The 18,952-nt window shown below is 41.2% G+C and carries 17 protein-coding genes; 13 read left to right on the top strand and 4 right to left on the bottom strand.

Going from position 1 to position 18,952, the window contains the following annotated elements; all coding sequences use genetic code 11:
• Nucleotides 1-4 precede the first annotated feature (4 nt).
• Nucleotides 5-2,185, top strand: a complete 2,181-nt coding sequence (locus CBM24_RS14870; protein ID WP_088161776.1) for a DUF4954 family protein — start codon at nt 5-7, stop codon at nt 2,183-2,185.
• 166 nt (nt 2,186-2,351) lie between these two features.
• On the opposite strand, the gene CBM24_RS14865 is transcribed toward CBM24_RS14870, so the two are convergent.
• The 4 genes from CBM24_RS14865 to lgt all read right to left on the bottom strand — a co-directional run bounded on the left by CBM24_RS14865 (nt 2,352) and on the right by lgt (nt 6,140).
• Entirely contained in the window at nt 2,352-2,918 is a 567-nt protein-coding gene (locus CBM24_RS14865; RefSeq protein ID WP_075992899.1) for a helix-turn-helix domain-containing protein, read from the bottom strand.
• Nucleotides 2,919-3,340: 422 nt separating this feature from the next.
• Nucleotides 3,341-3,883 (bottom strand): murein L,D-transpeptidase family protein, encoded by a 543-nt coding sequence (locus CBM24_RS14860; protein ID WP_075992898.1) that lies wholly within the window; start codon nt 3,881-3,883, stop codon nt 3,341-3,343.
• Between the two features lie 94 nt (nt 3,884-3,977).
• Nucleotides 3,978-5,168 carry a tryptophan synthase subunit beta gene (trpB, locus tag CBM24_RS14855; RefSeq protein ID WP_216640366.1) on the bottom strand — a complete coding sequence of 397 codons (1,191 nt, stop codon included), beginning with the start codon at nt 5,166-5,168 and terminating at the stop codon, nt 3,978-3,980.
• A 156-nt stretch (nt 5,169-5,324) separates the two neighbouring features.
• Nucleotides 5,325-6,140 (bottom strand): prolipoprotein diacylglyceryl transferase, encoded by an 816-nt coding sequence (gene lgt / locus CBM24_RS14850; protein ID WP_075992897.1) that lies wholly within the window; start codon nt 6,138-6,140, stop codon nt 5,325-5,327.
• 271 nt (nt 6,141-6,411) lie between these two features.
• On the opposite strand from lgt, the gene CBM24_RS14845 reads away from it, so the two are divergent.
• From CBM24_RS14845 to CBM24_RS14785, 12 genes are all read left to right on the top strand, one after another.
• Nucleotides 6,412-7,530, top strand: coding sequence for a M42 family metallopeptidase (locus CBM24_RS14845; RefSeq protein WP_088161775.1), 1,119 nt, complete (start codon nt 6,412-6,414; stop codon nt 7,528-7,530).
• A 36-nt stretch (nt 7,531-7,566) separates the two neighbouring features.
• Nucleotides 7,567-7,908, top strand: coding sequence for a DUF3467 domain-containing protein (locus CBM24_RS14840; protein WP_046672455.1), 342 nt, complete (start codon nt 7,567-7,569; stop codon nt 7,906-7,908).
• Nucleotides 7,909-8,325: 417 nt separating this feature from the next.
• A complete protein-coding gene (locus tag CBM24_RS14830) occupies nt 8,326-9,834 on the top strand; it encodes a carbon-nitrogen hydrolase family protein (protein WP_075992894.1) in 1,509 nt (502 codons plus the stop codon).
• 29 nt (nt 9,835-9,863) lie between these two features.
• A complete protein-coding gene (locus CBM24_RS14825) occupies nt 9,864-11,906 on the top strand; it encodes a M13 family metallopeptidase (RefSeq protein WP_088161774.1) in 2,043 nt (680 codons plus the stop codon).
• A 160-nt stretch (nt 11,907-12,066) separates the two neighbouring features.
• Nucleotides 12,067-12,378, top strand: a complete 312-nt coding sequence (gene rplU / locus CBM24_RS14820) for a 50S ribosomal protein L21 (protein ID WP_028068281.1) — start codon at nt 12,067-12,069, stop codon at nt 12,376-12,378.
• Nucleotides 12,379-12,422: 44 nt separating this feature from the next.
• Nucleotides 12,423-12,686, top strand: a complete 264-nt coding sequence (rpmA, locus tag CBM24_RS14815) for a 50S ribosomal protein L27 (RefSeq protein ID WP_046672918.1) — start codon at nt 12,423-12,425, stop codon at nt 12,684-12,686.
• Between the two features lie 324 nt (nt 12,687-13,010).
• Nucleotides 13,011-13,754 carry a hypothetical protein gene (locus CBM24_RS14810; RefSeq protein WP_075994835.1) on the top strand — a complete coding sequence of 248 codons (744 nt, stop codon included), beginning with the start codon at nt 13,011-13,013 and terminating at the stop codon, nt 13,752-13,754.
• Nucleotides 13,755-13,759: 5 nt separating this feature from the next.
• Nucleotides 13,760-14,350, top strand: coding sequence for a hypothetical protein (locus tag CBM24_RS14805; RefSeq protein WP_088161773.1), 591 nt, complete (start codon nt 13,760-13,762; stop codon nt 14,348-14,350).
• Between the two features lie 236 nt (nt 14,351-14,586).
• Nucleotides 14,587-15,555, top strand: coding sequence for a formylglycine-generating enzyme family protein (locus CBM24_RS14800; RefSeq protein ID WP_075992891.1), 969 nt, complete (start codon nt 14,587-14,589; stop codon nt 15,553-15,555).
• 26 nt (nt 15,556-15,581) lie between these two features.
• Nucleotides 15,582-16,895, top strand: a complete 1,314-nt coding sequence (locus CBM24_RS14795) for a Gfo/Idh/MocA family oxidoreductase (protein WP_046672915.1) — start codon at nt 15,582-15,584, stop codon at nt 16,893-16,895.
• Nucleotides 16,896-16,907: 12 nt separating this feature from the next.
• Nucleotides 16,908-17,930, top strand: a complete 1,023-nt coding sequence (locus CBM24_RS14790; protein ID WP_075992890.1) for an FAD:protein FMN transferase — start codon at nt 16,908-16,910, stop codon at nt 17,928-17,930.
• Between the two features lie 15 nt (nt 17,931-17,945).
• Nucleotides 17,946-18,869, top strand: coding sequence for a hydroxypyruvate isomerase family protein (locus CBM24_RS14785; RefSeq protein WP_075992889.1), 924 nt, complete (start codon nt 17,946-17,948; stop codon nt 18,867-18,869).
• Nucleotides 18,870-18,952: the final 83 nt, after the last annotated feature.

The following is an 18,952-nucleotide window of genomic DNA, read 5'->3' as shown; positions in this document are numbered from 1 at the left end:
GCCGATGAGTGTATTGAAGAAGAAACCTTTGGAACAGCTGGGCTATGGATTTATCCCAGATGAGTTTATTCCAACAGGACAGGACGAATATACCCTGCGCTTTCAGCAAAACCCGCGTAATGACTATCGTGATCTGACGGAAACGGAGGTTCAACAGTTGATTAACAATGGAAACTGGTCCAGAGACTGGTCCAAGGTCAAAGTATCGGCAGTCTTTGATCCGAATCAGGTTCAGCACTGTAAATTCTATGGTCTGGTCCGTATTGGCAATTTGAGTCCGAGTTACCTGGATTACCGCAATTTGCAGCTGCCCATTGGCCTGTATCATTCGACGATCATCAGTTCGGACTTTGGCGACGATGTTGCTGTCCACCATGTGGGTTACTTGTCCTACTTTATTGTTGGTAATGAAGTGCTGTTGAGCCAGATCAAGGAAATGGAGACCGGTAGTACAGCCAAATTCGGTAATGGTATTCTCCGTGATGGTGAAGAGTCAGAAAAACGGATCGAGCTGGAACTCTGCAACGAAAATGGTGCCCGTTCGGTTTACCCTTTTGACGGTATGCAGGCTGCAGATGTATACCTTTGGACCCGCAATCGACATGATCATGCTTTACAGCAGCGATTTGGAGAACTGACTGATCAGAAATTTGGAAGTCAACGGGGCTATTACAGTCAGATTGGCGACCGTTGCGTCATCAAAAATACGTTAACGATCAAGAATGTCAAGATCGGAACTGATGCTTATATCAAAGGGGTGAGTAAGCTGAAAAATGTAACCGTCAATTCCTCGCAGGAATCGTATACACAGATCGGAGAGGGTTGTGAGCTTGTTAATGGAATTATTGGCTATGGCTGTCGTATATTTTACGGCGTTAAAGCTGTACGTTTTATCCTGGCTTCCTATTCGCAGTTGAAATATGGCGCGCGCCTAATCAACTCTTATTTGGGAGACAACTCGACAATTTCCTGTTGTGAAGTGTTAAATTCCTTGATTTTTCCAGCGCACGAACAGCACCATAACAACTCGTTTTTATGTGCGGCATTGGTGATGGGCCAAAGTAATATGGCTGCTGGAGCAACCGTAGGATCCAATCACAACTCCAGAGCTGCGGACGGTGAAATTATTGCGGGACGTGGTTTTTGGCCTGGACTCTGTGTGAGCCTAAAACACAACTCCAGGTTTGCATCGTATTGCCTTATTGTAAAAGGGGATTTTCTGCATGAACTGGATATCAAGTTGCCTTTTACCTTAGTGAGCAATGACGTACAACATGATCAACTGGTCTTGATTCCGGGGTATTGGTTTATGTACAATATGTATGCTTTGGTACGGAATGCCAATAAGTATGCGGCGCGGGACAATCGACATTTTAAAAACCAATATTTTGAATACGATATGTTGGCACCGGATACGGTGAATGAAATGTTTGAAGGGATGGATATGCTGGCCTTGGCCGTGGCAGATAGTCTCCACAATGCAGTTGGGAAGGATAAGCACGAACGTATTGTTGCCGGCCGGGCACTGCTTGCCAACAACATGGACCTAAAAGATCAGACAATTTTGCTGCAAGGAGCCGAAAATTCACGCAGACCGACTGTTATTCAGAAGGTTGGCGAGGCTTATCATTTATATCGTTCGTTTATTAAATACTATGGTGTACTGCACCTGATGGATGCCCTCGAGGAAGACCTGTCACTGCAGGATATTATTGGAACCTTATCGGGTAGATCGCGTACGAGCTGGGAAAATATAGGTGGACAGCTGATCGAAAGCAATGCCCTGCAAACTTTCCTAGATGACGTCAAATCAAAAAAAATAGATTCATGGGATGATATTCATGAATTCTATCATGATAAAAGTAAAGCATACCCCTTAGATAAACGTGAACATGCACTCTTGTCTTTAATAGAAATCTTAAATTTGGAAGGTATGGTTCTATCAACAGATAAAATTGTATCTTTGTTGGATCAGGCGCTTGGACACCGTATCTGGATTGGTGAACAGATTTATAAATCCCGTGCCAAAGACTACAAAAATCAGTTCAAAAACATGGTTTATGCCAATGATGAAGAACGTGATATTGTGGTAGGAAAACTAGAGGAAAATTCTTTTATCAATCAACAACAAAAAGAATTAGAGATATTTAAGATAAGGGTTGCTAATTTGAAAGGGCAATTTTAAAAGAAAGGCTTCCGCTCGGAAGCCTTTTCTTTTTTTGTGAACCACGTATTAACGGTCTTGACAGCTGGTAATATCCCAAAAGTGGCGTTGTATATTCTTTTTCTGCGATAGCCAGAAGTGGTCAAACTTTGATTTCTTCCTGTGCTGTGAAGCGCATCGCAGGTCCTTAGTCGTTGATCTTATCAAGTGGTTTGCGTTTATTGTCTTTGATCTGCTTAAAGTGGCTTGGCGTCAATCCGGTTACTTTTTTGAATTGATTGCTTAAATAAGCAACACTGGAGTAATTGAGTTTATAGGCAATTTCACTCAACGTAAGTTCATCGTAAACCAATAACTCTTTGACATATTCAATTTTCTGGCCGATGACGTATTTTTCGATGGTTATGCCTTCAACATCCGAAAAAAGATTGGAGATGTAGTTGTAATCATGGTGCACTTTCGTGCTGATGATTTCGGAAAGATTAAGGGTGGTGTCGTTATGTTGATTACGGATAAGATCCAATACGATATGTTTTACCTGTTCGATGATGACGGTTCTTTTATCGTCAATCAATTCAAAACCAAGTGCCGAAAAATTTGAGGCAAGTTGCTTGCTCTCCGCTTTGGTCAGCTCTTCTTCAATCTCAACCTGGCCCAAAGAAATATGCTTAACATGGAGATTGAGCTTAGCCAATTCATTTTCAACAACCATAATGCATCTATTGCATACCATATTCTTTATTGCAAGTTTCATATATAAATTATTACTGATTTAAGTCTGCATCCAATGGTAGTTATGAATGCTTCACATATTGTCGTTTAGAGGTCCTATGGAATTTCCTGTTGATTTTGTGCAGGTGTATTTAATTCTTGGATGCCGTGCATGCTGTGATGTGGTCATCGGTATTTGTGTTTATCACATTGGATATTCCATCGGAATTATTTTAAATACAAGTTACTAATGTAAACTCAAAAATCGATAATTTATTAGACATGGGGTTGTAATATTTCGGGTTTATCTTGTAGTATTTTGAAAACGGGGTATAGGGTTAAATAGGGGGAACGGCTAAGCGGCCAGCGGATGAGCGTAATGGGCGGGCCATTCGACGCTTTAGCCTTGAGGACGTTAGGGGTATGTTTCAGTCAAGAGTTATTTTAGTTATGTCTTTATTCCAGTTAGGGTTTTATTTCAATAGCTGTGCCTATCGGAACAGCATCAAAAAGTTCGTCAATCTCTGCATTTGTAAGTGCCATACAACCGAAAGTCCAGTCCATGTGGCGCTGCAATTTACCGATAAAGCCTAGTCCGTTTCGAAGTCCGTGGATCTTGATGTCGCCACCGGCATCTTTTCCTAAACTTTTGGCGTGGGCAATATCCTGTTCATTTGGGTAGGAGACCCCCAGGTTTTTGTGATAGCTGCTATATTGATTTTTATCGTTGATCGTGTAAAGCCCTTCGGGTGTTTTTAAATCGCCTTCAAATTCTTTGGCGCCCACAGGTTGGCCGCCCAATGAAATACGGTAAGATTTTAGGAGCTTTCCCTTACTATAGGCCAATAGTGTTCTTTTTGATTTATAGACGATAAGCTTGTCTACTTTGGCATGCTGATCCAACGTTGGTTCTGGATAAAGATTATAGCCTATCAGGCCCAGGCAAAGTAAGATGACGAGGCTGATTACTGTTTTTAAAACTATTCGACGATTTCTTGGTCGCTTCATCTTGGAGATTGTTAGCTAATGGATAAAACGTTTAGACCGAGTGCCTAACCTAGGGCCCTGCACTCGGCCTACTAATGTATTTTGATGCTGCAGCTTAGAATTCGCGGTCAACATCTTTGTCGCCACGTCCCGAGAGGTTCACAATAGCGACTTTGTTTTTGTCTTTTAGCAATTTCACCGCAAGGGCAACAGCATGGGATGATTCAATGGCCGGAATAATACCTTCCAGTCGGGAAAGTAGCTTGTAGGCTTCAATCGCTTCTGCATCTGTCACGGGGTGATAGTTTGCACGATTGCTATCTTTTAGCTGGGCATGTTGTGGCGATATCCCCGGGTAGTCAAGGCCTGCAGACACCGAGGTTGACGGGATCGGGTTGCCCTCATCATCGACCAAACAGTACGAAAAGGTTCCCTGGAATACGGTTGGTTTGCCAAAAGAAAGTGTCGCAGCTGTTTTTGGATAAGTTCCGGTTCCACCGCCTTCGCCACCATGAATTTCGACCTCATGATCATCGAGGAAACCCGAAAATAAGCCAATGGCATTTGAGCCACCACCTACACAGGCGAAGATGCTGTCTGGAAGGCGCCCTTCCTGATCAAGTATCTGCTGGCGTGCTTCCTTACCGATAACGCTTTGAAAATAGCCGACCATTTTTGGATAGGGGTGCGGGCCGACATGAGATCCCAGTAGATAATAGGATGTTGGATTTTCAACGTAATACATCAAGGCCGCATCGACGGCATCCTTCAATGTACGGCTACCTAAGTTGGTCGTTACAACTTCGGCGCCTAACAATTCCATGCGTTTGACGTTCAGCGCCTGGCGTGCAGCGTCAATTTCGCCCATAAATACTTTACATGGTATGTTTAACAATGCAGCCGCTGTTGCTGTTGCAACACCGTGTTGACCGGCGCCAGTTTCGGCAATGATCTCTGTTGCTCCCATCTGTTTGGCCAGAAGAATTTGACCGATACAGTTGTTTATCTTGTGGGAACCAGTATGGTTGAGATCTTCCCGCTTTAAATAGATTTTGGAACCGATATACTCACTTAAATTCTTGGCGTAATATAAAGGTGAGGGACGACCGACATAATGTTTTAAGATTGCAATAAACTCTTTCTGAAATTCTTCTTTTTGGACATGGCTATCGAAAAAAGAAGCCAGTTTATTTAATTGCTCTTCCAGTACCGGGGGGATATAAGATCCGCCGTACGCTCCATATTGGCCATTGTATTGAAGCATCTTTTCGTTTGCTTCGACAGATGCTGCTTGTGTTAGACTCATTTTAGGCTTAAGTTTCTTGTTGTAAAAGGATATATTATTTATTGAAGCCTAATATAGTAATCTTTGTAGGTATTGGGAAAAAAAAACAGGCATCTTTTCTAGAAAAGATGCCTGTTAAATCTTGTATTTGCAAACAAGGATATATTGCGCCCTGTTTTAAGCTTTGGTTTTCCGGAAGATAAAGTAGAAACCCACCAGGATAAAAGGTATACTCAGTAATTGGCCCATGTTTAAAGCCATACTTTGCTCGAAGGCTTCCTGATCAATTTTAAAATGTTCCAACACCATACGTGCACCAAATAATAAGACTAGGAATATGCCAAATAATTGACCTTTTTGGCGATTGGGGTTCGATTTGAATAGGGAACCGATGATAATAAAGATCAAAATATAGGCGATTGCTTCATAAAGCTGTCCCGGATGGCGCGGTACATTGTCGACACGTTCAAATACGATAGCCCAAGGTAGATCTGTAGGCGTACCAATTATTTCAGAATTGAAGAAATTTCCGATACGGATAAGTGCACCGGCAATAGGGACTACGACAACCAATCGGTCCGCTAGCCATAGAAAGTCGGTTTTTGTTTTTCTGCAGAATAAATATAATGCGAGGATAATTCCGATGGCGCCACCGTGAGAAGCCAAACCTGCAAAGCCGGTGATATGAAATCCTGTTTTATCCCATTTAAATGGAAGGAAGATTTCAAGTATATGATCTTTGTAATAGTCAAAATCGTAAAATAGGCAGTGTCCTAATCGAGCTCCGATCAAAGTGCCCAGGAAAATATAAATTGAAAGCTGATCCAGCTGTTCTTGTGTGCGGCCTTCCTTTTTGAATATACGCAACATGATCACGTATGAAACAAAAAACGCTAATAACCAGCATAAGGCATAATAGCGAAGGGCAAAGGCGCCAAAGTTGAACATTTCAGGGTCAATATTCCAATGTATTGCACTTAATATTGAATTCATAAATTTTATAGCTGTTTAAATTACTTTGGAGTAAAGATAAGCTTTAATCTCATTTTTTATTCCTACAATTTGTTTTTAAATATAATATCATTGGGCTGCGAACTTAATTTATTCATCGTGAATGAAATATTGTCTTTTGCTGATCCTTTTTACTAAAATAAAGGGCTATGATCTAAAATAAATTGCGCAAACAATATTTCAAAAAACATTTTTACTTTTGCATTTCATTGAAATTTTCATATTTTGACGAAAGTAAATAGAAAAGGAAAAGATGGCAGAAAAAAACAAGAAAAAAGAGCCGAAGCACAACGCGGTTGTGACTAAAGATTCGCTTTCATTTTTTGAAAAATATATCAATAATGCTTCTCCTACAGGATTTGAGTGGGAAGGACAGCGACTGTGGTTGGATTATTTGAAGCCTTATGTCGATGATACATTCGTTGACAACTACGGTACAGCTGTAGGGGTAATCAATCCAAAAGCGGAGTACAAGGTCGTTATAGAGGCTCATGCGGATGAGATTTCTTGGTTTGTCAATTACATTACCAAAGATGGACTGATCTATGTGATTCGTAACGGTGGTTCGGATCACCAGATTGCACCGTCTAAGCGCGTGAATATCCATACGGAAAAGGGCATTGTCAAAGCTGTATTCGGCTGGCCGGCAATTCATACACGTTCGGGAGAGAAAGAAGAAAATCCTTCGCTGAAAAATATCTTTTTGGACTGCGGCTGTAGTACCAAAGAAGAGGTTGAAGCCCTGGGTATACATGTGGGTTGTGTTATTACCTACGAAGATACATTCTCTATCCTCAACGACCGTTATTATGTTGGGCGGGCTATGGACAATCGTGCCGGTGGTTTTATGATCGCTGAGGTTGCTCGTTTGCTAAAAGAGAATAAAAAGAAATTGCCATTTGGATTATATATCGTAAATTCGGTGCAGGAAGAGATTGGTTTACGTGGCGCCGAAATGATTGCAGATCGTATCAAACCGAATGTCGCTATCGTAACCGATGTGACACATGATACACAAACTCCGATGATCAATAAGATCACGCAGGGAGATCTGTTTTCAGGAAAAGGCCCTGTATTGTCTTATGCTCCAGCGGTTCAGATCAATCTGAATAAACTGTTGGTGAAGGTTGCTGAAAAGAATAATATTCCTTTCCAGCGTCAGGCTTCCTCTCGTTTTACAGGAACTGATACGGATGCATTTGCCTATAGCAATGGTGGTGTACCGTCGGCATTGATTTCCTTACCGCTCCGTTATATGCACACAACAGTGGAGATGGTACATAAAGAAGATGTTGACAACGTGATCAGATTGATCTACGAGACATTATTGAATATCGAGAACGGACAAGACTTTAGAACATTTACAAAGTAGAATTTAAGAATATATTAACTTATCATTAGAATTATTATGGAAAATAACCAAAATCAAAACGAATTGAGCATTGAGTTGACAGAAGAAGTAGCAGAAGGAACCTACTCAAATCTTGCGATTATCACTCACTCTAATACTGAATTTGTGGTTGACTTTATCCGTGTGATGCCAGGAGTGCCAAAAGCAAAAGTGAAATCAAGAATCGTTTTGACTCCAGAGCATGCAAAACGCTTGTTAGGTGCATTGGTTGATAACGTGAACCGTTTCGAAGCATTAAATGGCCCAATTAAAATGGACTTAGGTGTTGCTGAACAACCTCAACAAGGTGGCGATCCTACAGTTGCATTCCCTTTTGGAACGCCACAAGGTCAAGCATAGTTGAGAGCAGCTATCATTGAGATATCAGAAGCGCCAATTGAACATTGGCGCTTTTTTTTGGCTTTATTTTTAGTAAGTCTTTCCGATACTCCGATTCGGTTCATGTATGAAAAAGACGATGATCCTAACTGCCTGTTAAGATATTGGATCATCAAGATCTATATTAAAATTGAAACATCTGCATACTAGGTAGTAATTATTAACATTTTTTAATCAATGTTTAGACAGTAATAAGTCAGTGCATATTCAGTGTACACTGAGCAAGCACTGAACGAGCACTGAACAATCACTGAGTAAGCACTGTCTAAAATACGAAATTGTATGCCATCTGGTGTTCGCTTGTTGCCTATTGCTAGTTTTGGACTTGGCCTTTACTTTTACTAAATTTAAATAACTAATTTCAAAAAGGAGATTTATATGGATATTCAAGTGCGTAACTTGACAAAGAAGGATTATGTTGATTTGAAAAAATCGATGGAACAGGCTTACGATGGTGTTGGCGAAACCTGGTCAAAGGAAAATATTCAGGATTTGATAGAATTATTTCCCGAAGGGCAGTTATGTGTGGAGATTGATGGACATGTGGTGGCTTGTGCCTTGTCGATTATCCTGAATTCAAAGAAGAATAATATTTACGATAGTTATTATGATATTATCGATGACGGTAAGTTTACCAAACATAGTGATGATGGAGATACACTGTACGGAATAGAAGTGTTTGTTCATCCGGCACATCGGGCCCTACGTCTTGGACGCCGTCTCTATGATGCACGTAAGGAGCTGTGTGAACAGATGAACCTCAAATGTATTGTTGCCGGGGGGCGTATTCCCAATTACCATAACTATGCGGATAAAATGAGTCCGCGGGTTTACATCGAGAAAGTCAAACGTAAAGAGATCTATGATCCGACGCTGACCTTTCAGCTTTCAAATGATTTTCATGTCAAAAAAATACTTAAGCACTATCTGCCCGAGGATGCTGAATCCATGGAATTCGCTACTCTGTTGGAATGGAATAATATTTATTATGAGTCAGAGACGCGCTCCATTTCGACGACCAAGCAGACGATCCGCTTGGGGCTGGTGCAATGGCAGATGCGTTTGTTTGATAATCTAGAGGCATTTTATGATCAGATCGAGTTTTTTGTGGATACGGTGAGTGATTATGGAACAGATTTTATCATGTTTCCAGAATTCTTTAATACGCCACTCATGAGCCCCTATAACGATCTTCCGGAGCGCCTAGCAATGGAAAGGCTTGCCCAACATACATCCGAAATTATCGATCGTATTCAACAGTTTGCTGTATCCTACAACGTCAATATCATTGCGGGATCCATGCCCTTGATGGAAAACAAAAAGCTCTATAATGTTTCCTACCTCTGCCATCGCAACGGTAAGCTGGATGAGTTTAAAAAAATTCACATCACCCCAAATGAATTTAAATATTATGGTATGGTGGGCGGAAGTGAGGTGAAGGTGTTTGACACCGATTGTGGGAAAGTGGGACTGTTGATCTGTTACGACGTAGAGTTTCCTGAACTGAGCCGTATTTTGGCCGATCAGGGGATGCAGATCCTATTTGTGCCCTTTATGACGGATACCCAAAACGGATACATCCGGGTGCGTACCTGTGCACAGGCCAGGGCGATAGAAAATGAATGTTATGTGGCTATCGCAGGCTCCGTGGGCAATTTGCCGCGTGTGAATAATATGGATATACAATATTCGCAGTCCGCTGTTTTTACCCCTTCGGACTTTGCTTTTCCCAATAATGCCATTAAAGCTGAGGCGACACCGAATGCCGAAATGGTGCTTATTGCCGACGTTGATCTTTATGCCCTGAGAGACCTGCATGAGTACGGTACCGTTAAAGTCAAGAAGGATAGACGGAAGGATCTGTATGAAGTGAAACTTTTGAAGTAAATTTAAATACTCTTTTAATCTCTTAAAATATGATACAAAAAGTCAAATGGGGGACGCTATCCATGGTCTTAATGATGATGTCATGTCAGTCAAATAAGAAAAGCGATACTGCTCAGGAGGTCCGCACAAATTTTTTTGATGTCTCGGGCATGGACACTACAGTGAATCCAGGAGATAATTTCTTCCAATATGCGAATGGAAGCTGGATGAAAAATACCCAGATCCCGGCTTCTGAAACTGGCTGGGGTTCATTTTATATTCTTGCTGATGAAAACCTGGCAAACCTGAAATCTATTTTGGAGAGTGCGGCGAAGTCTGACAACAAAAAAGGTTCCGATCAACAAAAGGCCGGCGATTTCTATGCGAGTGGTATGGATACGGTGACGATTGATAAATTGGGCGCGAAACCGATCGAAGGGGCCATTCAAAAAATCAATGGGTTGAAAAGTATCGATGAATTGATTGCTTATGCTGCGGATGGATTTAAAGAGGGTGATGGTGATCTTTTTACATTTTATGTGGCTGCAGATGACCGTATCAGCACTAAAAATGCATTGCAATTTTTCCAGGGTGGACTCAACCTGCCTGAAGCAAGTTATTACTTGGATCAGGATGACAAAGCGAAGAAAATACGGGAGGCCTATGTTGCGTATCTGGTAAAATTATTTGGACTGATCGGCGAAGGGGCAAATGCACAAAAGTCGGCGGAGGAAGTGCTGCGTTTGGAAACAGAAATAGCCAAATCACATGCTACACCGGTGGAATTGCGCGATCCCATCAAAAACTACCATAAATTTGCGGTACAGGAATTTCAAAAGCAAACACCAAACCTTAATTGGAAAGATATTTTGCAACGTTTGGATGTAAAGACCGATACCATTTTGGTACAGCAGCCCAAATTTTATCTTGCTCTCAATAATTTGTTGAAATCACAGTCCTTAGCTAGTTGGAAAACAAAACTAAAAGCAGATTTAGCGAATGCTTCTGCGACGGCACTGAGCAAAGGTTTCAGAGATGCAAAGTTTGAATTATTCGGAAAAACCCTCAATGGACAGAAACGGGAGAAAGAGCGTTGGAAGCTGATGGTGAGCTCGGCCGACGAGAACCTTGGCGAGATTGTCGGAAAGTTGTATGTGGATGAGTATTTTAAACCCGAAGCAAAAAAACGAATGCTCGAATTGGTCGACAATTTGCAAAAAGTCTATAAGAACCGTATCGAGAAATTGGACTGGATGACGCCTGAAACCAAAAAGAAAGCAATTGAAAAATTGGAAGCGTTCACCAAAAAAATCGGCTATCCGGAGAAGTGGAAAGATTACAGTGATGTGGAGGTTGCCAAAGATACCTACTATGCCAATTTACAGTCTGCTGCAAAGCATGCCTATAAAGAAATGGCAGGTAAAATTGGTAAACCGGTTGACAAGGCCGAATGGCTGATGACGACACCTACGGTGAATGCCTATTACAATCCACCATATAATGAAATAGTATTCCCGGCCGGCATCTTACAGTTCCCATTCTTTGATGCCAATGCGGACGATGCGATCAATTATGGCGCTATCGGTGCCGTTATCGGACACGAGATGACACATGGTTTTGACGATCAGGGGCGTCAATATGATAAAGACGGTAACTTGAACGATTGGTGGACGGCAGTGGATGCGAAACAGTTTACGGAACGCGCCAATCAGGTAGCGAAGTTATATGGTGGCTTTACACTGTTGGACAATCAACATGTAAACGGTGAGCTTACTTTAGGTGAAAATCTGGCAGATATCGGCGGTTTGAATATTGCTTATGATGCTTTCAAATTAACCAAGCAAGGGCAGGGACAGGATAAAATTGATGGTTTTGCACCAGATCAACGTTTCTTCCTGAGTTTTGCGCAAGTGTGGCGCGTAAAGAGCAGCGATGAGCGCATGCGGTTACGTTTAAAAGTTGATCCACATAGCCCCGAACAATTTCGGGTAAATGGTCCCGTATACAATATGGAGGCCTTCTATAAAGCATTTAATGTACAGCCTACGGCAAAAATGTATGTAGCACCTGAGAAGAGAATTTTGGTTTGGTAAGCGAAAACAGGGGTGAACAGCATTGTCCCGATACGGATTAAGACAATGCTGTTCAACTGATAACGTTTAATTGGAAACGAAAAAGTAAATTTGTCTTTGAATTATGATAAAAACTGATTACTTTTGCCCTTCATTTAATAACACATTTAATTAATTAACAATGTACGCAATAGTAAATATAGCAGGACAGCAATTTAAGGTTGCAAAAGACCAGTTCCTTTTTGTACACCGTTTACAAGGAGATGAAGGCGCTAGTATTGAATTTGACAATGTATTGTTAGCAGAAGACGGTGGTAAATTTACCATTGGTACACCTAGCGTTGCTGGTGCAAAAGTTTCGGCTAAAATTTTGTCTCATTTAAAAGGCGATAAAGTTATCGTTTTCAAGAAAAAACGTCGTAAAGGCTACAAAAAGAAAAACGGTCACCGTCAACAATTTTCTAAAATCCAGATCACTGGTATTACGTTATAATTGAATTTTTAATCAGACAAATAGTCTTAAATTAAGATAAAGAAATGGCACACAAAAAAGGTGCGGGTAGTTCTAAGAACGGCCGTGAGTCACATAGCAAGCGTTTAGGTATCAAAATCTTCGGTGGTCAACAAGCAATCGCTGGTAACATCATCGTACGCCAACGCGGTACACAACACAATCCTGACACAAACGTTGGTATTGGTAAAGACCACACATTGTTCGCTTTAGTAGACGGTAAAGTAGTTTTCCGTAAAAAAGCTAACAATAAATCTTATGTATCTGTAGTTCCTACAGAACAAGCGTAAGGTTTTGCAACAATATTGGAAAGGCATCAAGAAATTGATGCCTTTTTTTGTTGTTTATACTTTTAGCTACTGTTCCGATGTGTCTGCTATCGGGTGATGCTGGAGCAGGATAGCAGGCTGCTCTGCGGAATTGCTACCTGGTATATTGAATTTATCGTGCTTGGTACTGAGCTTTTTAAGCTTTTTGGGCTGTTTAAATTGTTATTTTCTGTTAAATGTAACCGTTTTGGTACAATTTTTATAAAGGATAGGTGTTTTTAAGACAATAGGCAAAGCATTCGTAAATATCACTGGATGCAAGCACGATTGAATAAATACTTACATATGAAATACAACAAGTTTGGATATGGTTTGTGTGCCGGGTTATTTGCCTGTTCATTTTATTCCTGTAGTTCGATTTACATGCCCAATGTGCCTTCAGCGCCGATGTTTGCAGAAGCTGGCGAGGTCTATGTTTCCGGCAATATCAATTCAAAGGCCAATGTATCGGCCAACCTGGGGGTAGCTGTAACTGATCATGTGGCTGTCATTGCCAATGGTTCATATGTCGATAATAGATCCAATATCAAAGACTATGCACAAAAGATGGGTGAAGCGGGGATAGGCTATTTTACACGCTTTGGTCGGAAAAATAATCGTGTATTTGAGGTTTACGGGGGCTATGGGCTGGGTAATACCAGCGTGGTTGATAAGCGTTCGTCGACGATGGGACAGGCCGTTGTGGAAACGAAGGACATGGATTTTGACAAGGTGTTTGTGCAGGTGAACTTTTCATCGGAGAAAAAGGATGCTCTGAAATTGTTCGGCAACCGGCATGATATTGATTACGGTACCATTATCCGGCTGAGCAATATGCGTATGAAAAATTTTGCTATTGATGGTCTTCCGGCAGAGAAAGAAGATAATATGCTTATTGAACCTGTATTTTATACAAGAATGGGGTTAGGGAAAGGATGGAAGTTGCAATATACGAACGGTATGGTATTCGGTTTTAAAAGTAATACCTATTTAAAAGCAGGGTACCCATTGTTTACACTGGGAGTTTTATATAAATTTGGAGGAAAATAGTGGCTATGAGCAAGAAAATTTTATTTGGATGTTTGGTTCTGCTGGGGTTGTTTATTTCCGGCTGTGGTGTGAATCGACAAAAGGCACAGATCGAAAATTTGGCGAAATGTAAATTCGATGTGGAATCGGTAGATAGTATTCGATTGGCTGGAACATCATTGCAACGACTGATCAGGAATAATCAAATTGACCTAGGTGCCGCGCCGAGCTTGGCATTGGCCTATTTGCGGAAAGATATTCCATTGGATGCAGTTATCCGACTTAAAATTGATAACCCGACGCTCAAAAAAGCGTCTATTAATAAGTTCCAGTATATCATTCTTTACGGCGGACAGCAGCTTGTGGAAGGGATTGTGAATCAATCATTACAAATAGAGCCCGGAGAATCTACAGTGGCCAATGTGCGTATATCCACCAATATCTATGATTTGTTGAAGAATTCGGATCTGCAGGATTTTTTAATGTCAAGCGATGAGAATAAAAAGGGAATATTTACGTTAAAAGTTAAACCTTCTATCAATATTGCAGGGCAGTCGGTGTTCTACCCGGGGTATATTACCATCGATAAGGCGGTAAGTCGTAAGATTCTGCTTTAGACACAGGCATGCTGTGATAAGATATCGAGGTTTTCCATGAAAATGGAAAACCTTTTTTATTGATCTTGATTTTCAGGCTAATTAAGTTCCCCGAGGATCCTAATCAGTATCTTGCTAAATCGTTATTACGAATGGACTATTATGTTAAGAATTAAACTGTAATAAAAAAGTTATAGTGTCAAAGTGTAAAGTATACACCTTATTTTATATTTTAGTCTCTAATTACAAACCTAAATATGTTAAAAAGAATCTTTATTCCTGTTTTGTTATTTGCTGGCGTGCACGCTATGGCTCAGAAGACGTTCGAACCGTATGAGCAACCCATTGAAGGAACCAATCTGACGTTCAAAATGCTAGCAATCCCTGGTGGTAGTTTTAAAATGGGAACTACAAGCGGCGGGAAAGAAGATGAAAAACCTGCACATGAGGTGAAGTTGGACCCATTTTGGATGGGGCAGTATGAAGTAACCTGGGATCTCTTTGAACCGTTTCTGTATAAAGATTATGAGATCGCAAAGAGTAAGGACGGTAAAGTATCCAAAGAGATTGATGCCGTTACGCGACCTACCAAACCCTATTTGGATATGACTTTTGGTTTTGGAAAAGAAGGACACCCGGCCTTGGCGATGACCCATTACAATGCCATCCAATTCTGTAAGTGGTTGTATGTCCGTACGGGTGTGTTTTATCGTTTACCAACAGAGGCTGAGTGGGAATATGCAGCCCGAGCTGGTTCAAAGACAACTTATTTTTTCGGTGATCAAGCAACGCCATTAGCAGATTATGCCTGGTTTAAAGATAACGGTGAACAGAAAACACATATTGTAGGACAGAAGAAACCGAACCCTTGGGGCCTTTATGATATTTATGGCAATGTTGCTGAGTGGACTTATGACCAATATAAGGCCGATAGTTACAATGAAGGCAAAGGAAAGGTATTGACCAACCCCGTAGTTGTTCCGACAACCCTGTATCCACATGTTGTACGAGGTGGTGCTTTTGACAGTGGGGCCGAGGACATGCGCTCTGCAGCGCGTGGTGCTTCAGATCCCGTGTGGAAACAGTTGGATCCACAAATTCCAAAAAGTAACTGGTGGTTTCCGGAAGCCCCATTTGTGGGTATGAGACTGGTAAGACCCCTTAATCCACCCAGTCACGAAGAAATTATGGCTTATTACGACAAACAGCCAATCAAAGACTTTTAATATAAAATAATCAATATAAAACTGTTATGGAAAATCTAGAAAGAAGAGATTTTATTAAAACTTCTGCTGTAGTTGCTGGGGGCGCTGTGTTGAGCTCAATGCCTTTATCAGGTGCATATGCTGCTGGTTCAGATGTTATCAAAGTTGCCTTAGTGGGCTGTGGGGGCCGCGGAACTGGAGCTACATTTGATGCGTTAAGTTCGGGAATGAACATTAAAGTGGTGGCACTTGCAGATGCTTTTAAAGATAATTTAGAAAGTACTTATAAAACGCTGAAAGAAAAATGGCAAGATAAGATCGATGTAAGTGACAACCATAAATTTGTAGGGTTCGATGCGTATAAAGATGCAATTCAATTGGCCGATGTTGTTATTTTGGCAACTCCTCCAGGATTTAGACCAATGCATTTTGAGGAAGCGATCCGTCAAGGTAAACATGTTTTCATGGAGAAACCGGTAGCGGTTGATATACCTGGTGTACAACAGGTCTTACGTGTGGCTGCAGAAGCTAAACGTAAAAAATTGAATGTTGTGGTTGGTTTGCAACGCCGTTATCAAACGAATTACCGTGAGGCTATCAAACGTATTCACGAAGGTGCTATCGGTGATGTTACCTCTGGACAAGTCTACTGGAACTCAGGTGGCGTATGGGTGCGTCCGCGCAAGCCAGAGCAAACTGAAATGGAGTACCAAATGCGTAACTGGTATTATTTTAACTGGTTGTGTGGCGATCATATCGTTGAGCAGCACGTGCACAATATTGATATCGCCAATTGGGTAAAAGGCGCTTATCCCGTATCGATCCAAGGTACAGGGAGCAGAGCACACCGTACAGGCAAAGAGTATGGTGAAATCTATGATAATTTTGCATTAGAATTAACCTATGCTGATAACAGTGTTGTTTATAGTCAGTGTAGACACTTTGAGGGTATACATAACCGTGTAGACGAGCAATTCCAGGCAACAAAAGGACGTGCTTATCTTTCTGCAGGTGGACAGGCTGTATTGTACGACTGGAAAGGAAAAGAAATCTATCGCCATGATGCCAAGGGCAATCCAAATCCTTATCAACAAGAACATAAGGAACTTTTTACAGCAATTTCGAAAGGCGAATATAAATTTGATAATGCAGAATATGGTGCTTATAGTACGTTGACAGGTATTATCGGGCGTATCGCTTGTTATACAGGTAAGGTGATCAAATGGGATGAAGCCTTGAAATCTACTATCAAACTGGGGCCAGATGTACTTGCCTGGGATGCTAAACCAAAGTTACTTCCGGATGCAGAAGGTTTTTACCCTGTAGCGATGCCTGGTCAAAACACAAACCTATATATTTAAGTTTTGGGGCCGATGGGATTAAGGTGGAATTTGTGTCTTCTATTTTTTGTCACGATTTGTTGCATTGATGTACAGGCGCAAATACCATCAACGAAACTCCATAAAATTCGGCTGGAGGGACCCGCGCAGGGCACTCAATTCCATATCACTTACTTCGCTTCCGACAGTCTTGTTAGACGGTCGGAAGTTGACAGTATTTTAACGGCGATCGATTTGTCGATGTCAATTTATCGGAAGGACTCGAGAATATCCAAGTTCAATACAGATACGGTAATGTCTATCGTGATGGATAGTCATATGGCCAAGGTGATAAAAGCTTCCTTTAAATATCATAAATTATCGAAAGGTCAATTCGATATTACTATTGCCCCGCTAGTCAACCTATGGGGCTTTGGTGCTAATAAGAGTCCGGTCGCCCCAGATTCGGCGACAGTGCTAAAAGCGAGGGAACTGATGGGAATGCACTATCTGAAGGTTAGCGGCAATCGGCTGTTCAAAAAGAAGAAAGGGATTAAAATAGATGTCAATGGTATTGCCCAGGGCTATACGGTGGATGTTTTGGCCGACTTTCTTGGGCGAAAGGGAATTGCCAATTATATGGTAGAGGTCGGTGGTGAAATCAGGGCTTTGGGGACTCCGCCAGGTGGACAGGGCTTTTCCATTGGTATTGTTCAGCCCGATGATGCGGGCGGGGAGGAATTGATGACCGCTGTTGCGCAGCTCAAAGAAGGGGCGCTCACAACGGCCGGCAGTTTTGAAAAGTTTATTAAGTACAAAGGGAAAAAATTGGGTCATCATATCGACCCTGTTTCGGGTTTTCCATACATGACCGATATATTGAGTGTCAGCGTCTATGCGAAGACTGCTATGGAAGCAGATGCACTGGATAATTATTTTATGGGCATGGAACCCGAACAAATTAAGACAAAGGCCAAAAAATTGAAGGGTGTGGAGGTTTTTGTCATTTTTAAAAATAAAAATCAGTCCATTGAAGCGATTTATTCGGATGGATTTGGTAAATTATTTAAAAATTAATCAATTATAAATAAAATGAAGAGATCGGATTTTATTAAAGGTAGTCTTTTGGCCGCCGGGGCAGGACTAGCTGGGCAGACTTTTGCGTCAACCACTCAAAATACAGCAAATACGATGGATAAAGGAAAGACATTTAACTTAAATTATGCCCCCCATCAGGGGATGTTCAAAAATCATGCAGGTGACAATTTCCTGGATGAAATTCGGTATATGTATGATTTGGGATTTCGTGGAATAGAAGATAATGGCTATTTGGGCAGAACATTGGATGAGCAGAAGAAGATCGGTGATTTATTGGCTAAGTTAGGCATGACAATGGGTGTATTTGTTGTGGATGGCGGACAAAACTGGATGCCTTCTTTAGCGACGGGTAAACAAGAGTATTTAGACAAGTTTGTCGAAACATGCAAGAAGTCTGTCGAAGCTGCCAAGCGCTGCAATGCAAAATGGCTGACTGTGGTCCCTGGCTTTTATGAAAGAAAACTGCCTTGGGGTAATCAGTTCAGCAACATACTTACTGCGATGCGTAAGGGTGCTGAGATCTTTGAACCACATGGTTTGGTGATGGTGTTGGAAACCTTAAGTGATACACCAGATTTATTTTTGCAGCAAACACATGAGACGTATGCTTTATGTAAGGCCGTGAACAGTCCATCCTGTAAAATTTTATATGATATTTATCATATGCAGCGTACCGAAGGAGATTTAATTGCAAATATGAATCGTTGCTGGGATGAAATTGCTTATATTCAAATCGGCGATAATCCAGGCCGTAAAGAACCGACTACAGGAGAGATCAATTATAAAAACGTATTCAAACACATTCATAGTAAAGGATATAAGGGTATCATGGGGATGGAACATGGTATTTCCAAACCTGGTAAAGAGGGTGAGGATCGCTTGGTGGCGGCTTATCGGGAGGTCGATAGCTTTTTGTAATATTTTAATAGTGTACTATTGACAATTAGATTTAATTTCTTAAATTGAGCAGGTAAAACCAATTAGTAGTATTGTAAAACACC

It is taken from the genome of Sphingobacterium sp. G1-14, assembly GCF_002196555.1.
GTDB classification, from domain to species: Bacteria; Bacteroidota; Bacteroidia; order Sphingobacteriales; family Sphingobacteriaceae; genus Sphingobacterium; species Sphingobacterium siyangense.
Note: the sequence above shows the minus strand (reverse complement) of the source record. Positions and strands in the feature narration are given on the sequence as shown.

Bases quoted from the DNA above. Each gene is read 5' to 3' on its own strand.
- CBM24_RS14825 (WP_088161774.1), top strand. From the start codon at position 9,864: ATGATACAAAAAGTCAAATGGGGGACGCTATCCATGGTCTTAATGATG.
- CBM24_RS14845 (WP_088161775.1), top strand. From the start codon at position 6,412: ATGGCAGAAAAAAACAAGAAAAAAGAGCCGAAGCACAACGCGGTTGTG.
- CBM24_RS14865 (WP_075992899.1), bottom strand. From the start codon at position 2,918: ATGAAACTTGCAATAAAGAATATGGTATGCAATAGATGCATTATGGTT.
- trpB (WP_216640366.1), bottom strand. From the start codon at position 5,168: ATGAGTCTAACACAAGCAGCATCTGTCGAAGCAAACGAAAAGATGCTT.
- rplU (WP_028068281.1), top strand. From the start codon at position 12,067: ATGTACGCAATAGTAAATATAGCAGGACAGCAATTTAAGGTTGCAAAA.
- CBM24_RS14795 (WP_046672915.1), top strand. From the start codon at position 15,582: ATGGAAAATCTAGAAAGAAGAGATTTTATTAAAACTTCTGCTGTAGTT.
- CBM24_RS14805 (WP_088161773.1), top strand. From the start codon at position 13,760: ATGAGCAAGAAAATTTTATTTGGATGTTTGGTTCTGCTGGGGTTGTTT.
- CBM24_RS14860 (WP_075992898.1), bottom strand. From the start codon at position 3,883: ATGAAGCGACCAAGAAATCGTCGAATAGTTTTAAAAACAGTAATCAGC.
- CBM24_RS14785 (WP_075992889.1), top strand. From the start codon at position 17,946: ATGAAGAGATCGGATTTTATTAAAGGTAGTCTTTTGGCCGCCGGGGCA.
- CBM24_RS14870 (WP_088161776.1), top strand. From the start codon at position 5: ATGAGTGTATTGAAGAAGAAACCTTTGGAACAGCTGGGCTATGGATTT.
- rpmA (WP_046672918.1), top strand. From the start codon at position 12,423: ATGGCACACAAAAAAGGTGCGGGTAGTTCTAAGAACGGCCGTGAGTCA.
- CBM24_RS14830 (WP_075992894.1), top strand. From the start codon at position 8,326: ATGGATATTCAAGTGCGTAACTTGACAAAGAAGGATTATGTTGATTTG.
- CBM24_RS14790 (WP_075992890.1), top strand. From the start codon at position 16,908: ATGGGATTAAGGTGGAATTTGTGTCTTCTATTTTTTGTCACGATTTGT.
- CBM24_RS14810 (WP_075994835.1), top strand. From the start codon at position 13,011: ATGAAATACAACAAGTTTGGATATGGTTTGTGTGCCGGGTTATTTGCC.
- CBM24_RS14840 (WP_046672455.1), top strand. From the start codon at position 7,567: ATGGAAAATAACCAAAATCAAAACGAATTGAGCATTGAGTTGACAGAA.
- CBM24_RS14800 (WP_075992891.1), top strand. From the start codon at position 14,587: ATGTTAAAAAGAATCTTTATTCCTGTTTTGTTATTTGCTGGCGTGCAC.
- lgt (WP_075992897.1), bottom strand. From the start codon at position 6,140: ATGAATTCAATATTAAGTGCAATACATTGGAATATTGACCCTGAAATG.